At 67.3% G+C, this 13,626-nt stretch carries 17 protein-coding genes; 6 read left to right on the forward strand and 11 right to left on the reverse strand.

From position 1 onward, the window contains the following. From H9532_RS03740 to H9532_RS03755, 4 genes are all read right to left on the reverse strand, one after another. Nucleotides 1-1,416, reverse strand: coding sequence for an NAD(P)(+) transhydrogenase (Re/Si-specific) subunit beta (locus H9532_RS03740; RefSeq protein WP_296365910.1), 1,416 nt, complete (start codon nucleotides 1,414-1,416; stop codon nucleotides 1-3). Next, on the reverse strand, nucleotides 1,413-1,712 hold the full coding sequence (locus H9532_RS03745; RefSeq protein ID WP_010310421.1) for an NAD(P) transhydrogenase subunit alpha: 300 nt from the start codon (nucleotides 1,710-1,712) through the stop codon (nucleotides 1,413-1,415). The genes H9532_RS03740 and H9532_RS03745 overlap by 4 nt, the downstream gene beginning before the upstream one ends. Further along, complete coding sequence (locus tag H9532_RS03750; RefSeq protein WP_296365911.1) at nucleotides 1,709-2,860, reverse strand: NAD(P) transhydrogenase subunit alpha; 1,152 nt, start codon at nucleotides 2,858-2,860, stop codon at nucleotides 1,709-1,711. The genes H9532_RS03745 and H9532_RS03750 overlap by 4 nt, the downstream gene beginning before the upstream one ends. A gap of 111 nt (nucleotides 2,861-2,971) precedes the next feature. Continuing rightward, the gene (locus tag H9532_RS03755; RefSeq protein ID WP_296365912.1) at nucleotides 2,972-3,148 is read right to left on the reverse strand and encodes a hypothetical protein; all 177 of its coding nucleotides are present in this window, start codon (nucleotides 3,146-3,148) and stop codon (nucleotides 2,972-2,974) included. Between the two features lie 118 nt (nucleotides 3,149-3,266). Between H9532_RS03755 and H9532_RS03760 the strand changes: the two genes are divergently transcribed. The 3 genes from H9532_RS03760 (at nucleotide 3,267) to trxB (ending at nucleotide 6,664) form a co-directional block, all read left to right on the forward strand. Then, nucleotides 3,267-4,778, forward strand: a complete 1,512-nt coding sequence (locus tag H9532_RS03760) for a DEAD/DEAH box helicase family protein (RefSeq protein WP_296365913.1) — start codon at nucleotides 3,267-3,269, stop codon at nucleotides 4,776-4,778. Between the two features lie 94 nt (nucleotides 4,779-4,872). Then, on the forward strand, nucleotides 4,873-5,118 hold the full coding sequence (locus tag H9532_RS03765; protein WP_296365914.1) for a hypothetical protein: 246 nt from the start codon (nucleotides 4,873-4,875) through the stop codon (nucleotides 5,116-5,118). Between the two features lie 142 nt (nucleotides 5,119-5,260). Beyond that, nucleotides 5,261-6,664, forward strand: a complete 1,404-nt coding sequence (gene trxB / locus H9532_RS03770) for a thioredoxin-disulfide reductase (protein WP_296365915.1) — start codon at nucleotides 5,261-5,263, stop codon at nucleotides 6,662-6,664. Between the two features lie 103 nt (nucleotides 6,665-6,767). On the opposite strand, the gene infA is transcribed toward trxB, so the two are convergent. After that, nucleotides 6,768-7,037 carry a translation initiation factor IF-1 gene (gene infA, locus H9532_RS03775; protein ID WP_214340006.1) on the reverse strand — a complete coding sequence of 90 codons (270 nt, stop codon included), beginning with the start codon at nucleotides 7,035-7,037 and terminating at the stop codon, nucleotides 6,768-6,770. Nucleotides 7,038-7,204: 167 nt separating this feature from the next. Between infA and H9532_RS03780 the strand changes: the two genes are divergently transcribed. Then, complete coding sequence (locus tag H9532_RS03780) at nucleotides 7,205-7,900, forward strand: pseudouridine synthase (RefSeq protein ID WP_296365916.1); 696 nt, start codon at nucleotides 7,205-7,207, stop codon at nucleotides 7,898-7,900. 12 nt (nucleotides 7,901-7,912) lie between these two features. Here H9532_RS03780 and H9532_RS03785 read toward each other — a convergent pair whose 3' ends face one another. The 4 genes from H9532_RS03785 to H9532_RS03800 all read right to left on the reverse strand — a co-directional run bounded on the left by H9532_RS03785 (nucleotide 7,913) and on the right by H9532_RS03800 (nucleotide 10,570). Continuing rightward, entirely contained in the window at nucleotides 7,913-8,128 is a 216-nt protein-coding gene (locus H9532_RS03785) for a hypothetical protein (RefSeq protein ID WP_296365917.1), read from the reverse strand. Nucleotides 8,129-8,211: 83 nt separating this feature from the next. Further along, nucleotides 8,212-9,174 carry an NAD(P)H-binding protein gene (locus H9532_RS03790; protein ID WP_296365918.1) on the reverse strand — a complete coding sequence of 321 codons (963 nt, stop codon included), beginning with the start codon at nucleotides 9,172-9,174 and terminating at the stop codon, nucleotides 8,212-8,214. Nucleotides 9,175-9,244: 70 nt separating this feature from the next. Then, nucleotides 9,245-9,346, reverse strand: a complete 102-nt coding sequence (gene petM / locus H9532_RS03795; protein WP_296365919.1) for a cytochrome b6-f complex subunit PetM — start codon at nucleotides 9,344-9,346, stop codon at nucleotides 9,245-9,247. An 18-nt stretch (nucleotides 9,347-9,364) separates the two neighbouring features. Then, nucleotides 9,365-10,570, reverse strand: coding sequence for a N2,N2-dimethylguanosine tRNA methyltransferase (locus H9532_RS03800; protein WP_366664514.1), 1,206 nt, complete (start codon nucleotides 10,568-10,570; stop codon nucleotides 9,365-9,367). Between H9532_RS03800 and H9532_RS03805 the strand changes: the two genes are divergently transcribed. Together H9532_RS03805 and ilvN are read left to right on the forward strand one after the other, a co-directional pair. Further along, a complete protein-coding gene (locus H9532_RS03805) occupies nucleotides 10,557-11,543 on the forward strand; it encodes an alpha/beta fold hydrolase (protein WP_296365920.1) in 987 nt (328 codons plus the stop codon). The genes H9532_RS03800 and H9532_RS03805 overlap by 14 nt on opposite strands. Next, entirely contained in the window at nucleotides 11,540-12,070 is a 531-nt protein-coding gene (ilvN, locus tag H9532_RS03810) for an acetolactate synthase small subunit (RefSeq protein ID WP_296365921.1), read from the forward strand. The genes H9532_RS03805 and ilvN overlap by 4 nt, the downstream gene beginning before the upstream one ends. A 25-nt stretch (nucleotides 12,071-12,095) precedes the next feature. Here the strand turns inward: ilvN and H9532_RS03815 are convergent, their stop codons facing one another. Further along, the gene (locus H9532_RS03815; protein ID WP_296365922.1) at nucleotides 12,096-12,818 is read right to left on the reverse strand and encodes a peptidylprolyl isomerase; all 723 of its coding nucleotides are present in this window, start codon (nucleotides 12,816-12,818) and stop codon (nucleotides 12,096-12,098) included. 2 nt (nucleotides 12,819-12,820) lie between these two features. Then, the gene (locus H9532_RS03820; protein ID WP_296365923.1) at nucleotides 12,821-13,387 is read right to left on the reverse strand and encodes a photosystem I assembly protein Ycf4; all 567 of its coding nucleotides are present in this window, start codon (nucleotides 13,385-13,387) and stop codon (nucleotides 12,821-12,823) included. Nucleotides 13,388-13,626: the final 239 nt, after the last annotated feature.

The following is a 13,626-nucleotide window of genomic DNA, read 5'->3' on the forward strand; positions in this document are numbered from 1 at the left end:
TCAAGCGGCTTTTCCGACACCCTGGCTGCGCAGTTCCGTGCAGAGCTGCTGCAGCACCGCCTTGGCATCGCCAAACACCATGGCCGTCTGGGGCAGCTCGAACAGCGCATTCTTAATGCCGGCGTAGCCAGCCCCAAGGCTGCGCTTCACCACAAACACCTGGCGGGCGTGATCCACCTCCAGCACGGGCATGCCGTAGAGCGGGCTCTGGGCGTCGTTCTTGGCGTCGGGATTCACCACATCGTTGGCTCCGAGCACGATCACCACATCGGTGCGGGGGAACTCAGGGTTGATCGTGTCCATCTCCAGCAGCTGCTCGTAGGGCACATCGGCCTCCGCCAGCAACACATTCATGTGGCCAGGCATGCGGCCCGCCACCGGGTGGATGGCGTAGCTCACCTCAGAACCATTGGCCTCCAGCAGCTTTGCCAGCTCCCGCAGGGCGTGCTGGGCCTGAGCCACGGCCAGGCCGTAACCGGGAACGAACACCACGCGCTCGGCGTTTTCCAAAGCCATGGCGCACTCTTCGGCGCTGCAGCTCACGATGCGGCTGTAGCCCGCCTCATCGCCGCCGCCACCCACCGGGGCGCTACCGCCGAGAGCACCACCAAAGAGCACGCTCACCAGCGAACGGTTCATGCCGGTACACATCACCTGGGTGAGGATCAGGCCGGCCGCGCCCACCATGGCGCCGGCCACGATCAGCAACTGGCTGCCCACCACGAAACCGGCAGCCGCCGCGGCCACGCCCGAATAGGAGTTGAGCAGCGAGATCACCACCGGCATGTCGGCGCCGCCGATGGGCAGCGTCACGCCGATGCCCAACAGGCTGGAGGCCCCAAGCAGGATCCAAAGGGGTGCACCGGTGGGGTCGCCGGGCATGGTGAAGCCACCCACCAGGGCGGCGATGGCCAAGGTGATGTTCACGCCGTGGCGCACGCTGCTCTGGGTCCAGCCCGGGGTGCCGAGCCAGCCCTGCAGCTTGCCCATGGCGGCGATCGAGCCGGTGAAGGTGATCGCCCCCACGAACACTGAGATCACGATCGAGATCAGCTCCACCAGATCAGCGCCGTCGCTGTCATAAAGCGCCACGGCCATGGCCACTAGCAGCGAGGCCATGCCACCGCAGCCGTTGAAGAGGGCAACGGTTTCGGGCATGGCCGTCATCGGCACACGCCGGGCTGTGATCAGCCCGAGCAGACCACCGATGGCGGTGCCGATCGCGATCCAGAGCCAAGCGATGGGGTCGGGCTGCAGCTGCAGCAGCAGCCCAAGCACCGCCAGGCCCATCGCCAGCGCCGCCAGACCATTCGCCGAGCGGGCGGAGCGCACGGTGGAAAGGCCCTTAAGCCCCAGAGCCAGCAGCAGCACTGCCAGCAAATCGATCAAATACCCGAAGAGATCGAGCACGTTCATCGCCCGCCTCCGCTCTTCTTGCGGCTAAACATGGCGAGCATCCGGTCGGTGACCAGGAAACCGCCGATCACGTTGAACAGGGCGAAGCCCAGCGACACCGAGCCGAGGATCAGCAGCGCCGGATTGCCCTGGGCATTGGCGATCAGGGTGATGGACGCCAGCACCGTGATGCCGCTGATGGCGTTGGCGCCACTCATCAGCGGCGTGTGCAGGGTGGGCGGCACCTTGCCGATCAGCTCGAGCCCGAGAAGGCTCCCGAGCAGCAGCACCCAGAGGGCCTGGGAGAGGGTGGTCATGCCGCACCTCCTGCCGTGGCGTGGTGGGTGAACAGGCAGCCGCTCACGATCGGATCCTCCAGGTCGAGTTGAAGTGCAGTGGGTTCGCTGCCGGAGGCTTCGAGCAGGTGCTCCAGCAAGGCGGCCACGTTGCGGGCGTACAGAGCGCTGGCGTGGTTGGCCACGCTGCAGGGCAGCTGATCCGCCCCGATCAGCTGCACGCCGTGGCGCAGCACGGTGGCACCGGGCTGGGTGCCTTCGCAGTTACCGCCCTGGGCCACCGCCAGATCCACCACCACGCTGCCGGGGCGCATGTGCTGGAGCATGGCGTCGTCGATCAGGCGTGGCGCTGGGCGGCCCGGCACCTGGGCGGTGCAGATCACCATGTCGGCCAGGGCCAGCTGCTCGGTGAGCTGGCGGCGCTGTGCCGCCAGGAAAGCCTCCGTGGCCTGCTGGGCATAGCCGCCGGTTTCACCGGGTTTCTGCTCCAGCTCAGGCGGATCGATAAAACGGCCCCCCAGGGATTCCACCTGTTCTTTCGCAGCCGCCCGCACATCGCTCACGTAGGCCACCGCCCCGAGGCGACGGGCCGTGGCCAGGGCCTGCAAACCGGCCACCCCAGCCCCGAGGATCAGGGCCCGAGCTGGCTGAATCGTGCCGGCGGCCGTCATCAGCATCGGCACGTAGCGATCCAGGGCGGATGAAGCGAGCAGCACCGCCTTGTAGCCGGCGATGTTGGCCTGGGAGGAGAGCACGTCCATGGTTTGGGCGCGGCTGATGCGCGGCAGCAGCTCCAGGGCCATCGCCGTGAGGCGCTGGTGCTCCAGCTGTTGCTTGAGGCTGTCGTTGCCATGGGGCTCCAGCAGGCCCAACAACAGGGAGCCGGGCCGCAGGGCTTCGAGCTCACGGCGTTGCTCGGCGATCGAGCCCGCTTGCACCGCCAGCACCACATCCGCCTGGCTCCAGTGCTCGGCAGCCGCAGCGGCGGGATCGATCAACTGAGCACCGGCCTCGCCATAGGCGGCGTCGTCAAACCCGCTGGCAGCGCCCGCACCCTGCTCCACCTGCAGCAGGCAACCGCGGGCACTGAGCCGCCGCACGGTTTCGGGGGTGGCTGCCACGCGCGTTTCACCGGGGCGGCACTCCCTCGGCACCAACACACGAATCAAAAACTTGCCGCCTTCACGTCACAACGGCCCAGTGTTCGCCGGGTTCGCGGCCGGCGGCAACGCTTTTCGCAGGCGTGTGATCACATCCGCACACGCCTGGCAAGGCCGAGTTCAGAACAGGGGCAACAGCTCCTGCTCCAGGCAGCGTGCCTGGGGCGTGGAGCCCTGCTGACGCAGCTGGCGGGCCCGCAGGATCATCGGGTCGAGGTCGCACTCGAGATCCAGGGCGCGCTCGAAGCGCTCACGCAGTTCGTCGGAGCTGAGGGAAAAGGGGGAACGCTCGTTCATGGGCTGGCGGGTTGAGGCCCGGGAGCGGGGGTGATGGCCGGAAGTTAAGGACTCCAGCGCCAAAACGAATAGGTAGAAACCCTCATCTTTTTTCGCTGCCTGCCAACAAAATGGCGGGATGGCTTCGCTGTCGTTCGATCTGCGCCTGCCCCGGCGCCCGCTGCAGGCAGTTGGCACCGAGGCGCCAGAGCATCCGCCCCGTGCCGCCACGCTGCGCCCGCAGCCAGCCGTGAAGCCCCGCCACTGGCAAGTCCAGCTGCTGCAGCTGCTGCGCCGGCGGCTCGAACGCAACGGCCACAACGACGTGCTGATCAACGCCGGGCCCGGCGCCGGCAAAACCCTTGGCGCGCTCCTCAGCTTTGAGCAGTTGGAGCGGGAAGGCCGTCTGCAGCGCCTGCTGGTGTTCTGCCACCGCAGCTCGATCGCCAGCCAGTGGCTGGCCTCCGCTGCGCGGCTGGGGGTAGACCTCCAGGAGTGGCAGCCCGGGCTGGAGCTCAGCGATCGCCCCGGGCAACAAGCCCCCCACGGCCTGCTGCTCACCTATCAAGCGGCTGGGCGCAACCTCGCCTTGCTGGAGCAGCAACTCCAGTCCACCGCCTGGGGCCCATGGCTGGCCATCGCTGATGAAGTGCACCACCTGGGGATGGATCCCGAGGAACCGGAGGCCACCGCCTGGGGGCACGCCTTCAGCCGCCTCAGCGCCGGTGCCCGCCTGCGCCTGGGGCTCACCGGCACTCCCTTTCGAGCCGACAACCTGGCCTTCTGCGCCGCCCGCCGCATCCAGGTGCACGACGGCCAGGAGTGGGTGGAGCAGATCGCCCCGGATCTGAGCGTGGAGCCGCGCGAATTAATCGCGGCGGGGGATGTACGACCGCTGGAATTCCGTTTTCAAGACGGCTGGGTGGATCACGGCCGCCAGGGGGAGCTGGGCGACAGCGAGCGCTCACCCCTGTCGCAGGAGCAGCGCGAGAGCTGGCGCGCCCGCAACCTGCGCCGCGCCATCCGCCTGGGCGACAGCAGCAGCATTGCCCTGCGGCTACTGCTCAATGCCCGCCGCCGCCTGGACGTTGTGCGGCGCGAGCACAGCGGCGCCGGCGGCCTGGTGATCGCCCGCGACATCGCCCATGCCCGCCGCATCTGTGGCCTGCTGGAGGAAGAGGGCGATCGGGTGCACCTGGTGCATTCGCAGGATCCGGAGGCCGCCCAGCGCATGGAGGCCTTCAAGGCCGGCGAGGCCGATTGGCTGGTGAGCATCGATATGTGCGCCGAAGGCTTCGATGCCCCGCGGCTGCGGGTGGTGGCCTACCTCACCACGGTGGTGACGCGCACCCGTTTCGTGCAGGGCATCACCCGGGCGGTGCGCATGGACGTTGAGCGCTCAGCCCTGGAGACGGTGCCCAGGCACCCGTCGTACGTGTTCGCGCCGGCGGATCCACTGCTGATGCAGTACGCGCGCACCTGGTCGCTGAGTGAGCCCTATGTGCTGCGACCCAAAACCGTGGAGGCCGAGCCGGAAGCCAGCGGGGCCGGGCGAGCGCCGGTTTTACCCCTGCAGGCCCTGGACGATGGCGCTGGGGCTGTGATCCGCATGCGGGGTCCACAGCTGCCCAACTTCCGAGTGCAGCGATAAATACATTCGATTGCGGCAAAAAGTGCGACGTTGTGCGAAAGCGCACCCCAATGGGGCCATCGGCCGACCAGCGTGGTGCGATCGCGGGACACCCATGAAAGGCTCCATCCAGCGTCGTCTCACCGTTGCCATCAACTGGTCGGCCGCCCGCATCGCAAGCCTTGACGACCGTGAGCGCTATGAAGACAGCTATGCGCTCACGGAAGAGTTCCGAGAATGGATCCTCTGCGTGGATCAACATCCCGAGCTGATGGCGGAACAGGTGCTGATGGTTCCTGATTTCAACGAGCTAAAGAAATCAAGCGACAACAGCGAGAGCGACGGACTCCTGGAAATCTGAAGAAAACCTAAAGGGTTTTTACTTGGGCGTCAAACAGGTTGCGCATCAAGCCTTTTGGGCGCTGATCCAACGCAGCTGCGGAGCTTCGCCAACGCCGGAACAGCAGCGCTACGCTCTTAAGCGAAGTCGATCCGCTTAAGCCGTGACTGAAGCCGCTGCCAGCGCCGCGACGGGCGCTTCCGTTGAAAACGTGGTGATCGTGGGCTCGGGCCCCGCCGGCTACACCGCGGCCATCTACGCCGCCCGCGCCAATCTGCGGCCCGTGGTGATCACTGGCTTCCAAGACGGCGGCATCCCCGGTGGTCAGCTGATGACCACCACCCATGTGGAGAACTTCCCCGGCTTCCCCGACGGCATCCTCGGCCCGGATCTGATGGATCGGCTCAAGGCCCAGGCCGTGCGCTGGGGCACACGCCTGGTGGAGGCTGACGCCGACAGCATCGACCTGTCGCAGCGCCCGTTCCGCATCCAGGCTGATGGCCAGACCATCGAGGCCCAGTCGGTGATCCTGGCCACCGGCGCCAGCGCCAACCGCCTCGGCCTGCCCAGCGAGGAGCGCTTCTGGAATGCGGGCATCAGCGCCTGCGCCATCTGCGATGGCGCCACCCCCCAGTTCCGCAACGAAGAGCTGGCGGTGGTGGGCGGCGGCGACTCCGCCTGCGAGGAGGCGGTGTACCTCACCAAATACGGCAGCCGCGTGCACCTCATCGTGCGCTCCGGCCAGCTGCGGGCCAGCAAGGCCATGGCCGATCGCGTGCTCGCCAACCCAAACATCACCGTGCACTGGAAACGCCAGATTCGCGATTGCAGCGGCGGAGACTGGCTCGAGGCGATCGAGCTGGTAGCCACCGATGCCAGTGGCGCCAGCGAACAGGTGCCCGTGCGGGGTCTCTTTTATGCCATCGGCCACACCCCCAACACCCGCCTGGTGCGCGGCCAACTCGAGGTGGATCAGCACGGCTACCTGGTGACCAAGCCCGGCCGCCCAGAAACCAGCCTGGACGGCGTGTTTGCCGCCGGCGATGTGGCCGACGCCGAATGGCGTCAGGGCATCACCGCGGCCGGCAGCGGCTGCCAGGCAGCACTGGCGGCCGAGCGCTGGCTCACCCATCACGACCTGGCCGTGACCGTGAGCCAGGACCCCGTGGATCCTGCCGAGGTGGGTGAGGTGAAGCGCACCGCCGAGAGCGATGAAGTCAACTTCGACCCCAATGCCCTGTGGCAGAAAGGCGGCTATGCCCTGCGCAAGCTGTATCACGACAGCGACAAGCCCCTGCTGGTGGTGTACACGTCACCCACCTGCGGCCCTTGCCACGTGCTTAAGCCGCAGCTGAAGCGGGTGCTGGAAGAGCTCGGCGGCCGCGCCCAGGGCGTGGAGATCGATATCGATGCCGATCAGGAAATCGCCCAGCAGGCGGGCGTGAGCGGCACCCCCACCGTGCAGCTGTTCTTCCAGAAAGAACTGAAGCAGCAGTTCCGCGGCGTGAAGCAACGCAGCGAGTTCAAGGCCGCCATCGAACAACTCCTCGGCGCCGCCGTGGCCTGAGGGGCAGCCGAGCCCCAGCAGGCGACCCAACAAAAAAGCCCCGGGATCTGTTACCGGGGCTTTTTAACAATGATCTGCTGAAGCCTGGCCTGTGAATAAGGCGTCAACGGCGACGGGGGCCGCCCGGACGGTTGCCACCGGGACGAGGACCGCCGGCAGCGGCATTGCGCTCGCGGTAGGTGATGCGGCCGCGGCTGAGGTCGTAGGGGCTGATCTCCACCAGAACCTTGTCACCGGCGAGCAGCTTGATGCGGAACTTGGTGAGCTTTCCAGCCGCCCGGCAGAGGCATTGGTGGCCTGCAGGCTGCTCGAGGGTGACCAGGTAGAACCCGTTGCCCTGCTCCTTCTCGATCACGCCGGAGGTCTCGATCATGCGTCGCTGCCGCTGAAAAGTCGTACTGCTTGGTTCAGTCTAGTTCGCGCCCTTAAACCGCTAGGGTCGGCGCTCACAAAGCCCAACCGAGCCAAGGTTTCGATGGTCCTGCCTCCTGTGACGATGGATCTGGGCCTGTTGCTGATTTCGATTGGAGTGGTGAACCTGTGGCGCGCTCGCCAGGCCTCCTGAGCACGCTCCTATTCCACAAGCCCTATGGGGTGCTGAGCCAGTTCACCCCGGAGCCAGGCAGCCGCTGGGGTTGCCTGGCCGAGCACATCCCCTTTCCCGATGTATATGCCGCCGGCCGGCTCGATGCCGACAGCGAAGGGCTGCTGTTGCTCACCGCCAACGGGCGCCTGCAACAACGGCTGACCGATCCAGCCTGGGGCCACTGGCGCCGCTACTGGGTGCAGGTGGAAGGCATCGCCAACCCCGAGCAGTTGGCGCGCCTGGAGCAGGGGCTGGTGATTCAGGGGCAGCGCACTCTGCCTGCCCGCGCCAGCGCCATCACAGACCCCGGCCTACCGCCCCGCAATCCGCCCATCCGCACCCGCCAACAGATCCCCACCAGCTGGCTGTCTGTGGAGCTGCGGGAAGGCCGCAACCGCCAGGTGCGGCGGATGACGGCCGCAGTAGGCCTGCCCACCCTGCGCCTGCTGCGGGTGGCGATCGATCTGATGGATGGCGGCGCACCGCTCAACCTCGAAGGCTTGGAGCCGGGTCAGTGGCGAGCGGTCACCCCCGAGGAAGACAACCGCCTGCAGGCCCTGCTGCGCCAACCCCGCGGCGGCCGACACTCGCCCGGACGGGGAGGCCGAGCTGGCGGAGGGAAATCCGGCCAGGGTGGGGGCGGCGGGTAAGGCGGCTTGGCCTCAGCCGAGCGCGTCCTTGAGTTCACGCACCACCTGCAACTGCCCGTAGTAGTAGTTGGCCCTGGCGCGGCGATCGGAATCCGTGAGGCTGTCGAGCGCATCGAAGCCCACGCTCTGCCACAGCTCGTTGCCACAGGCCCGGGTGATCTCCTCCACCGCTTCCTGCTCCAGCACGCCGAGGCGACGCTGCAGATTCTTGGTCTGGGCAATACCCATGGATCTCTACTGCGCCGCAAGCGCTGTCACTGACTGGACAGTACAGGCGCACCACACGAGGCGCCAACTGTGAAAACCCTCAATCAGAAGGGCAGCTTCTTCTTGGCGTCCTTGTCGAGATCGGCCTCCATCTCACGCAGGCGCTTGAGGATGGTGTCGTAGTACTCGCGCAGGTAGCTCTCCAGGCTCGTGGTGTCGGCCGGATCGAGCCCGAAGGCGGCGTAGCTCTCCTGCATCGGTGCATCGAGGGGGGTGCCGCCGCCGATCACCTTGTCGAAGGAGAGGCGCTCGGTCACGTTCACGGCCGGCTCAAAGAACGACGCCACACCTTGCATCAGGCGAATCAGGAAAGGGCGCACCCTGAACACCCGGGCGCTCTTGCCGCAGAACTTCTCGCACAGCTGAGTGATCTCGCCGGTGCTCCAGGCACGGGGACCGACCACCGGCAGGGCCTTGCGGATCGTTTCGCTGCGGGTGAGGGCCGCCACCGCAAAACGAGCCACGTCCTGGGTGTTCATGTAGGCGATCGGCGTTGGGGTGCCGCTCACCCACACCGTTTGGTTTTCGAGCACCGGAATGGCGATCTGGCTGATCAGACCCTGCATGAAGGCCACGCAGCGCAGGATCGTGTAGTCGAAGTCGGACTGGATCAGCGCCTGCTCGGTGCAGTGCTTGATGTCCATCAACGGCACGTCGCGATGCTTCTCCGCACCGAGAAGCGACACGAAGACAAACCGCTTCACGCCAGCGCGCTCACAGGCGTTGAGCAAGTTGAGCTTGCCAGTCCAGTCGGTGTCGTAGCTGCTGCCGGGGTCGTTAGCGCGGGCCGTGGCGGCATCGATCAGCGCCTCCTGGCCTTCGAGGGCGTAATCGAGGCTGTCGGGCTCGAGCAGATCGCCGCGGGTGAGCTCGCAACCCCACTCCTGCAGAAACGATGCTTTGCGGGGTGAGCGCACCATGCAACGCACCTGGTGGCCGGCATCAAGGGCCTGGCGGGCGATCTGCCTGCCCAGCGTGCCCGTCGCACCGATCACCAGCACCTGCATGAGGCTTGTTCAGCGAGGCATGAGCCTAGTGGTGTGCCTGCTGGGGCGCGCTCGGAGCGTCCGTTCGTGGTCAGCTGTCGCCCTGGAGCTTGAGCAGCAGCGCACCACCCACCAGACCAATGGGGATCAGAACCCAGAACAGCGCTGCAGTGCCGAAGATCTCCGAGGCCATAGCCAGGTGGCGTAACGGCTACATGTTTAGCGCAGACGCCAGCTCCAACACGCGTGGCCAGGGGGCATTGCAGCGAAACATCCCATCCATCACGCCCGAACGCAGGGCCGTGTAGCCCTCCGCCTCCAGGGCCTGAAGCAACGCCTGCGTGGCAGGAGGCCCACCACCGAGACGCCGCCCGAGCTCAGCGCTCGACCAGCAGCGCGCCGGTGAGCCCGGATCCGCCAGCAACCGCGCCAGCAGGCGCTCACTGCTGTGGGCCACAGTTCCGGCCGGCAGCTGCGGCACCAGGCGCTGCATCGCCGCCAGGGTGGGGGCGTGCTGCAGCGGCCCCAGCCACAGGGGCCCCGAGATGGCCAGTGGCGGCGGGTCACCGGCGCAGGCACAGGCGGGCCACTGGCGGAGCTGCAACAGGCTCTGTTCCAGCTGCTCTCCGCAGGCATGGCAGTGGGCCAAGAGCCCTAGCTGCCGTTCTTGGCGCCCCTCAGCCCGGCGCTGCAGCTGAATCGCCGTGCGGAAGGTGCGGCCCTCGCTGAAGCTGAACAGTGGCCGGATGCCCCGGCCCATGGCCCAGGCGGCGCGGGCTACCACAGCGATCTGCAGCCGCAGGGCCAACTCCCAGCTGGCGGGATGGGCCCGGGCAGCAGCCCCCAGGGAGCGAATCGCGGCGGAGCGGTCGTGGCCGGTAGGAGAGCGGCCATCGGTGCTGGCGAGATAGAGCACCCCTTCAAACTGCAGCGCCTCAAGGGCGGCGGGCACCAGGGCCGTGGGGCAGCCGAAGGCGTCGAGATCGAGCAACCCGAAGCGACGCTCCTCCAGCAGGCAGCCCGCCAACAGCTTTTGGGCCGTTTGGGCGGTGATCTCCAGGCGTGTTGCGGCGAGCTCGAGGGGCGTGAGGTTGCGCTGCAGCACAGGCAGCCGATCGGCATCGGCATCGTTCGCCCACACAGCGCTGGCACCGGCTTCGAGGCCGTAGCGCAGGGCGCGGATGCCGCAGCCCGCCATCAGATCCAGCACCGTCAGGGGCTGGGCCAGCTCGCGTTCGCCGCGGGCCAGCAGCGCCGCGAGCAGCACACCCAGATCCCGCGAAGGGCGGGATTCCGGCCGGAAGAAGCCGGCACCGAGCTGCAGGGCTGCGGCACCTTCGCAATAGTGAAGGGAGCCCGCTGCGGGAGCAGCGCCTACTTCCGCCTGCCCAGAGAGCTCCGCCGTGTCGGCCACCACCGCTTCCCAAGCCTCTGTGTCAGACCCCCAGCCTGCCCCCGCAGGGGCCCAGTGGGGAGAGCACGGCCATTGGCAATGGCAGGAGCACAGCTGCCATTGGCGGGTGCTGGGCGACCGGCGCCATCCCGCGCTGGTGCTGATCCATGGCTTCGGTGCGGCCAGCGGCCACTGGCGCCACAACGCTGGGGAGCTGGCGGCATCCGGGTGGTGCGTGTACGCGATTGATCTGGTGGGCTTCGGGGCCTCGAGCCAGCCCGGTCACCGGCGCAATCGCCCGCTCGATAACCGGCTCTGGGCGCGGCAGCTGCAGGGGTTTCTCGAGCAGGTGGTGCAGGGCCCGGCGGTGCTGGTGGGCAATTCCCTGGGCAGCCTTGTGGCGATCACCTGCGCCGTGTTCTTCCCGGTGTGGGTGAACGGTGTGGTGGCGGCCCCCTTGCCCGATCCCACCCTGCTGATGCCGCTTCGGCGGCGGCGGCGGCCCTGGCGCAGGCAAGCCAAACGCCAGCTGGTGGTGGTGCTCTGCCGCCTGCTGCCCCTGGAGCTCCTGGTGCCCCTGATCGCCCGCACCCCACTGCTGGATCTGGGCCTGCGCAGCGCCTACAGCGACCAGCGGGCCGTGGACCGCGAACTGCGGCGCCTGGTGGCCCGCCCGGCGCTGCGACCTCGGGCGGCCCGGGCGCTGCGGGCCATGAGCATCGGCATGGCCCTGCGACCCCACGGCGCCACAGCGGCGGTGCTGCTGGAGCAGATGCGTCAGCCGCTGCTGGTGCTCTGGGGCAGCCAAGACCGGCTGGTACCGCCCCAGATCAGCGAGCGCCTGCACCGCCACAAAGGCGATCTGGAGCTGCAACTGCTGCCCCGGCTCGGCCATTGCCCTCACGATGAACAGCCCGAAGTGTTCAACCGCCACGTGTTGGGCTGGCTGGCGCGTAATTTGGGCACAAGTCAGCCACACGAACAGCCCTGGGCATGAAGCACACCCTGTCGGTGCTGGTGGAAGACGAATCGGGCGTGCTGAGCCGCATCTCCGGCCTGTTCGCCCGCCGCGGTTTCAACATCGAGAGCCTGGCCGTTGGGCCTGCCGAGCGCAGCGGCGTGTCGCGCCTCACGATGGTGGTGGAGGGCGATGAGCGCACGCTGGCTCAGATGAGCAAGCAGCTCGACAAGCTGATCAACGTGCTCGAGGTCACCGACCTCACCCGCATCCCGGCAGTGGAGCGGGAGCTGATGCTGGTGAAGGTGTCTGCACCGGAGAGCCAGCGGGCCGCAATCCTGGATCTGGTGCAGGTGTTCCGCGCCCGGGTGGTGGATCTCGGCAGCGAAGCCCTCACCGTGGAAGTGGTGGGCGATCCCGGCAAACTCGTGGCTCTGGAAAACGTGCTCGAGCCCTACGGGATCCTCGAAATTGCCCGCACTGGCCGCATCTCGCTGGAGCGTGCCTCCGGCGTGAGCACTCCGTATCTGAAGGTCACCAGCCTCGACAAGCGCGTGCCGGCCTGAACCGGCACGCCTCGGTTGATGAGCGCTACTTGGCGTCCTGCACCAGGGTGCCGCCTTGCAGCACCTTGGCACTGATCAGCTTGTCGCCCTGGCTGATCCGATCCACCACATCCATGCCTTTGGTGACCCGGCCGAAGACGGCATAACGACCATCCAGCTCAGGCAAGGCGCGCAGGGCGATATAGAACTGCGCGCTGGCGGAGTTGGGATCGTTGGAGCGGGCCATCGCCAGTGCTCCACGCTGATGCTGCAGCTTCAGCTTCTCGGCCTGCCCAGGCCCCACGGTGATCTCGCCGTAACGGGGGCTGCCTTCTCCCTCGAGGAAGAGCTCCAGGGGAATCAGACGGGGCTGGCCTGTGGTTGGGTCAACGAAACTGCCGGTGCCCAGCAGATCCACGGGCGTGTTGGGGTTGGCGCTCTGGGGATCGCCTCCCTGCACCACAAACGGAATGGGCTCCTTCACCACGCGGTGGAAGAGGGTGCCGTTGTAGGTGCCACGGCGCACCAGATCCACGAAGTTGCCGGCAGTGAGCGGCGCGGCGCTGCCATCAAGGCTGAGCTCCACGGTGCCTTTGCTGGTGGTGAGCTCCACCAGTGCCGTGCCCTTGAGGCAGGGCACACCCGAGGTGCCGCAACCAAAGCTGGCGGAAGGCCCTGGAGCAGCACAGGCCACAGGCCCGAGCGGGCTGAGCAACAGCAGCAGGGCGAGCAGCAGGCTGCGCAGGGAAGGGGAACGGAGCGCGGTCATGCTCAAACGCCCTCGAGGGGAACACCGAGGAAACGGGCGAGCTCAGCACCACCGCGCTCGAGATCGGCCAGGGGCATGGGTTCACCCACGCGGGTGAGGGGCAGATCGCGGCGCCCCTGCACGCGCAGGGCCAGGCGGCGGCGCGGGTTGAGGCCATCGCGCACATCCACCTTCACGGCCTGGATGTCTTTCAGCGGGGTGGTAACGCTGATCAGCTGGCGGAAACCACGACGGGTGACGGTGAGGGTGCCGGCGGTTTTATCGAAACGGTTGGCGCCGGAACCCACATCGATCGCAATCACCGTCCATAGATAGGTGGAGAGCAGCGCGGCGGCGATGCCATAGAGGCCCATCACCAAACCCTGCGGCACCCAGCTCAGGGCAGCGGGGTGACCGATGGGCAGCAGATCGGTACCGAGGTAGCTCGAGGCGCTGGTGAGCAGAAAGCCCAGACCGCCAGTGCTCACCACGGCCGCCACCAAGACATTGGAAAGGCGGCGGGAGCCCAGCACGTCCTGCTCCAGCAACGCGGAAGACGAGGCAGCCTTTGCTGCGGATGCCGAGGCCATATGGGCAGAACAACCGAGGGCCTGCCATCTTGGCGCGCCCGCCAACCGGCCTGGCCAAGGCCTGAGCACAAATACCCAAAACGCAATGGTGACGGGCCGTGTCAGGCCGCCAAAACCCGCCTCGCAGTGCGGATCAACGTTGTTACGATCCCCCGGTAACCCACAGCCCGCGGTTTTTCCCACCCATGACGATCGCTGTAGGGCGCGCGCCGCAGCGGGGATGGTTCGACGTCCTCGAT

It is taken from the genome of Vulcanococcus sp. Clear-D1 (assembly GCF_014654725.1).
Lineage (GTDB): Bacteria > Cyanobacteriota > Cyanobacteriia > PCC-6307 > Cyanobiaceae > Vulcanococcus.

Excerpts from the sequence above, each read along its gene's own strand:
- ilvN (WP_296365921.1), top strand. The coding sequence starts at position 11,540 with ATGAAGCACACCCTGTCGGTGCTGGTGGAAGACGAATCGGGCGTGCTG.
- H9532_RS03790 (WP_296365918.1), bottom strand. The coding sequence starts at position 9,174 with ATGCAGGTGCTGGTGATCGGTGCGACGGGCACGCTGGGCAGGCAGATC.
- petM (WP_296365919.1), bottom strand. The coding sequence starts at position 9,346 with ATGGCCTCGGAGATCTTCGGCACTGCAGCGCTGTTCTGGGTTCTGATC.
- H9532_RS03745 (WP_010310421.1), bottom strand. The coding sequence starts at position 1,712 with ATGACCACCCTCTCCCAGGCCCTCTGGGTGCTGCTGCTCGGGAGCCTT.
- H9532_RS03820 (WP_296365923.1), bottom strand. The coding sequence starts at position 13,387 with ATGGCCTCGGCATCCGCAGCAAAGGCTGCCTCGTCTTCCGCGTTGCTG.
- infA (WP_214340006.1), bottom strand. The coding sequence starts at position 7,037 with ATGATCGAGACCTCCGGCGTGATCGAGAAGGAGCAGGGCAACGGGTTC.
- H9532_RS03740 (WP_296365910.1), bottom strand. The coding sequence starts at position 1,416 with ATGAACGTGCTCGATCTCTTCGGGTATTTGATCGATTTGCTGGCAGTG.
- H9532_RS03755 (WP_296365912.1), bottom strand. The coding sequence starts at position 3,148 with ATGAACGAGCGTTCCCCCTTTTCCCTCAGCTCCGACGAACTGCGTGAG.
- H9532_RS03785 (WP_296365917.1), bottom strand. The coding sequence starts at position 8,128 with ATGGGTATTGCCCAGACCAAGAATCTGCAGCGTCGCCTCGGCGTGCTG.
- H9532_RS03760 (WP_296365913.1), top strand. The coding sequence starts at position 3,267 with ATGGCTTCGCTGTCGTTCGATCTGCGCCTGCCCCGGCGCCCGCTGCAG.
- H9532_RS03815 (WP_296365922.1), bottom strand. The coding sequence starts at position 12,818 with ATGACCGCGCTCCGTTCCCCTTCCCTGCGCAGCCTGCTGCTCGCCCTG.
- H9532_RS03765 (WP_296365914.1), top strand. The coding sequence starts at position 4,873 with ATGAAAGGCTCCATCCAGCGTCGTCTCACCGTTGCCATCAACTGGTCG.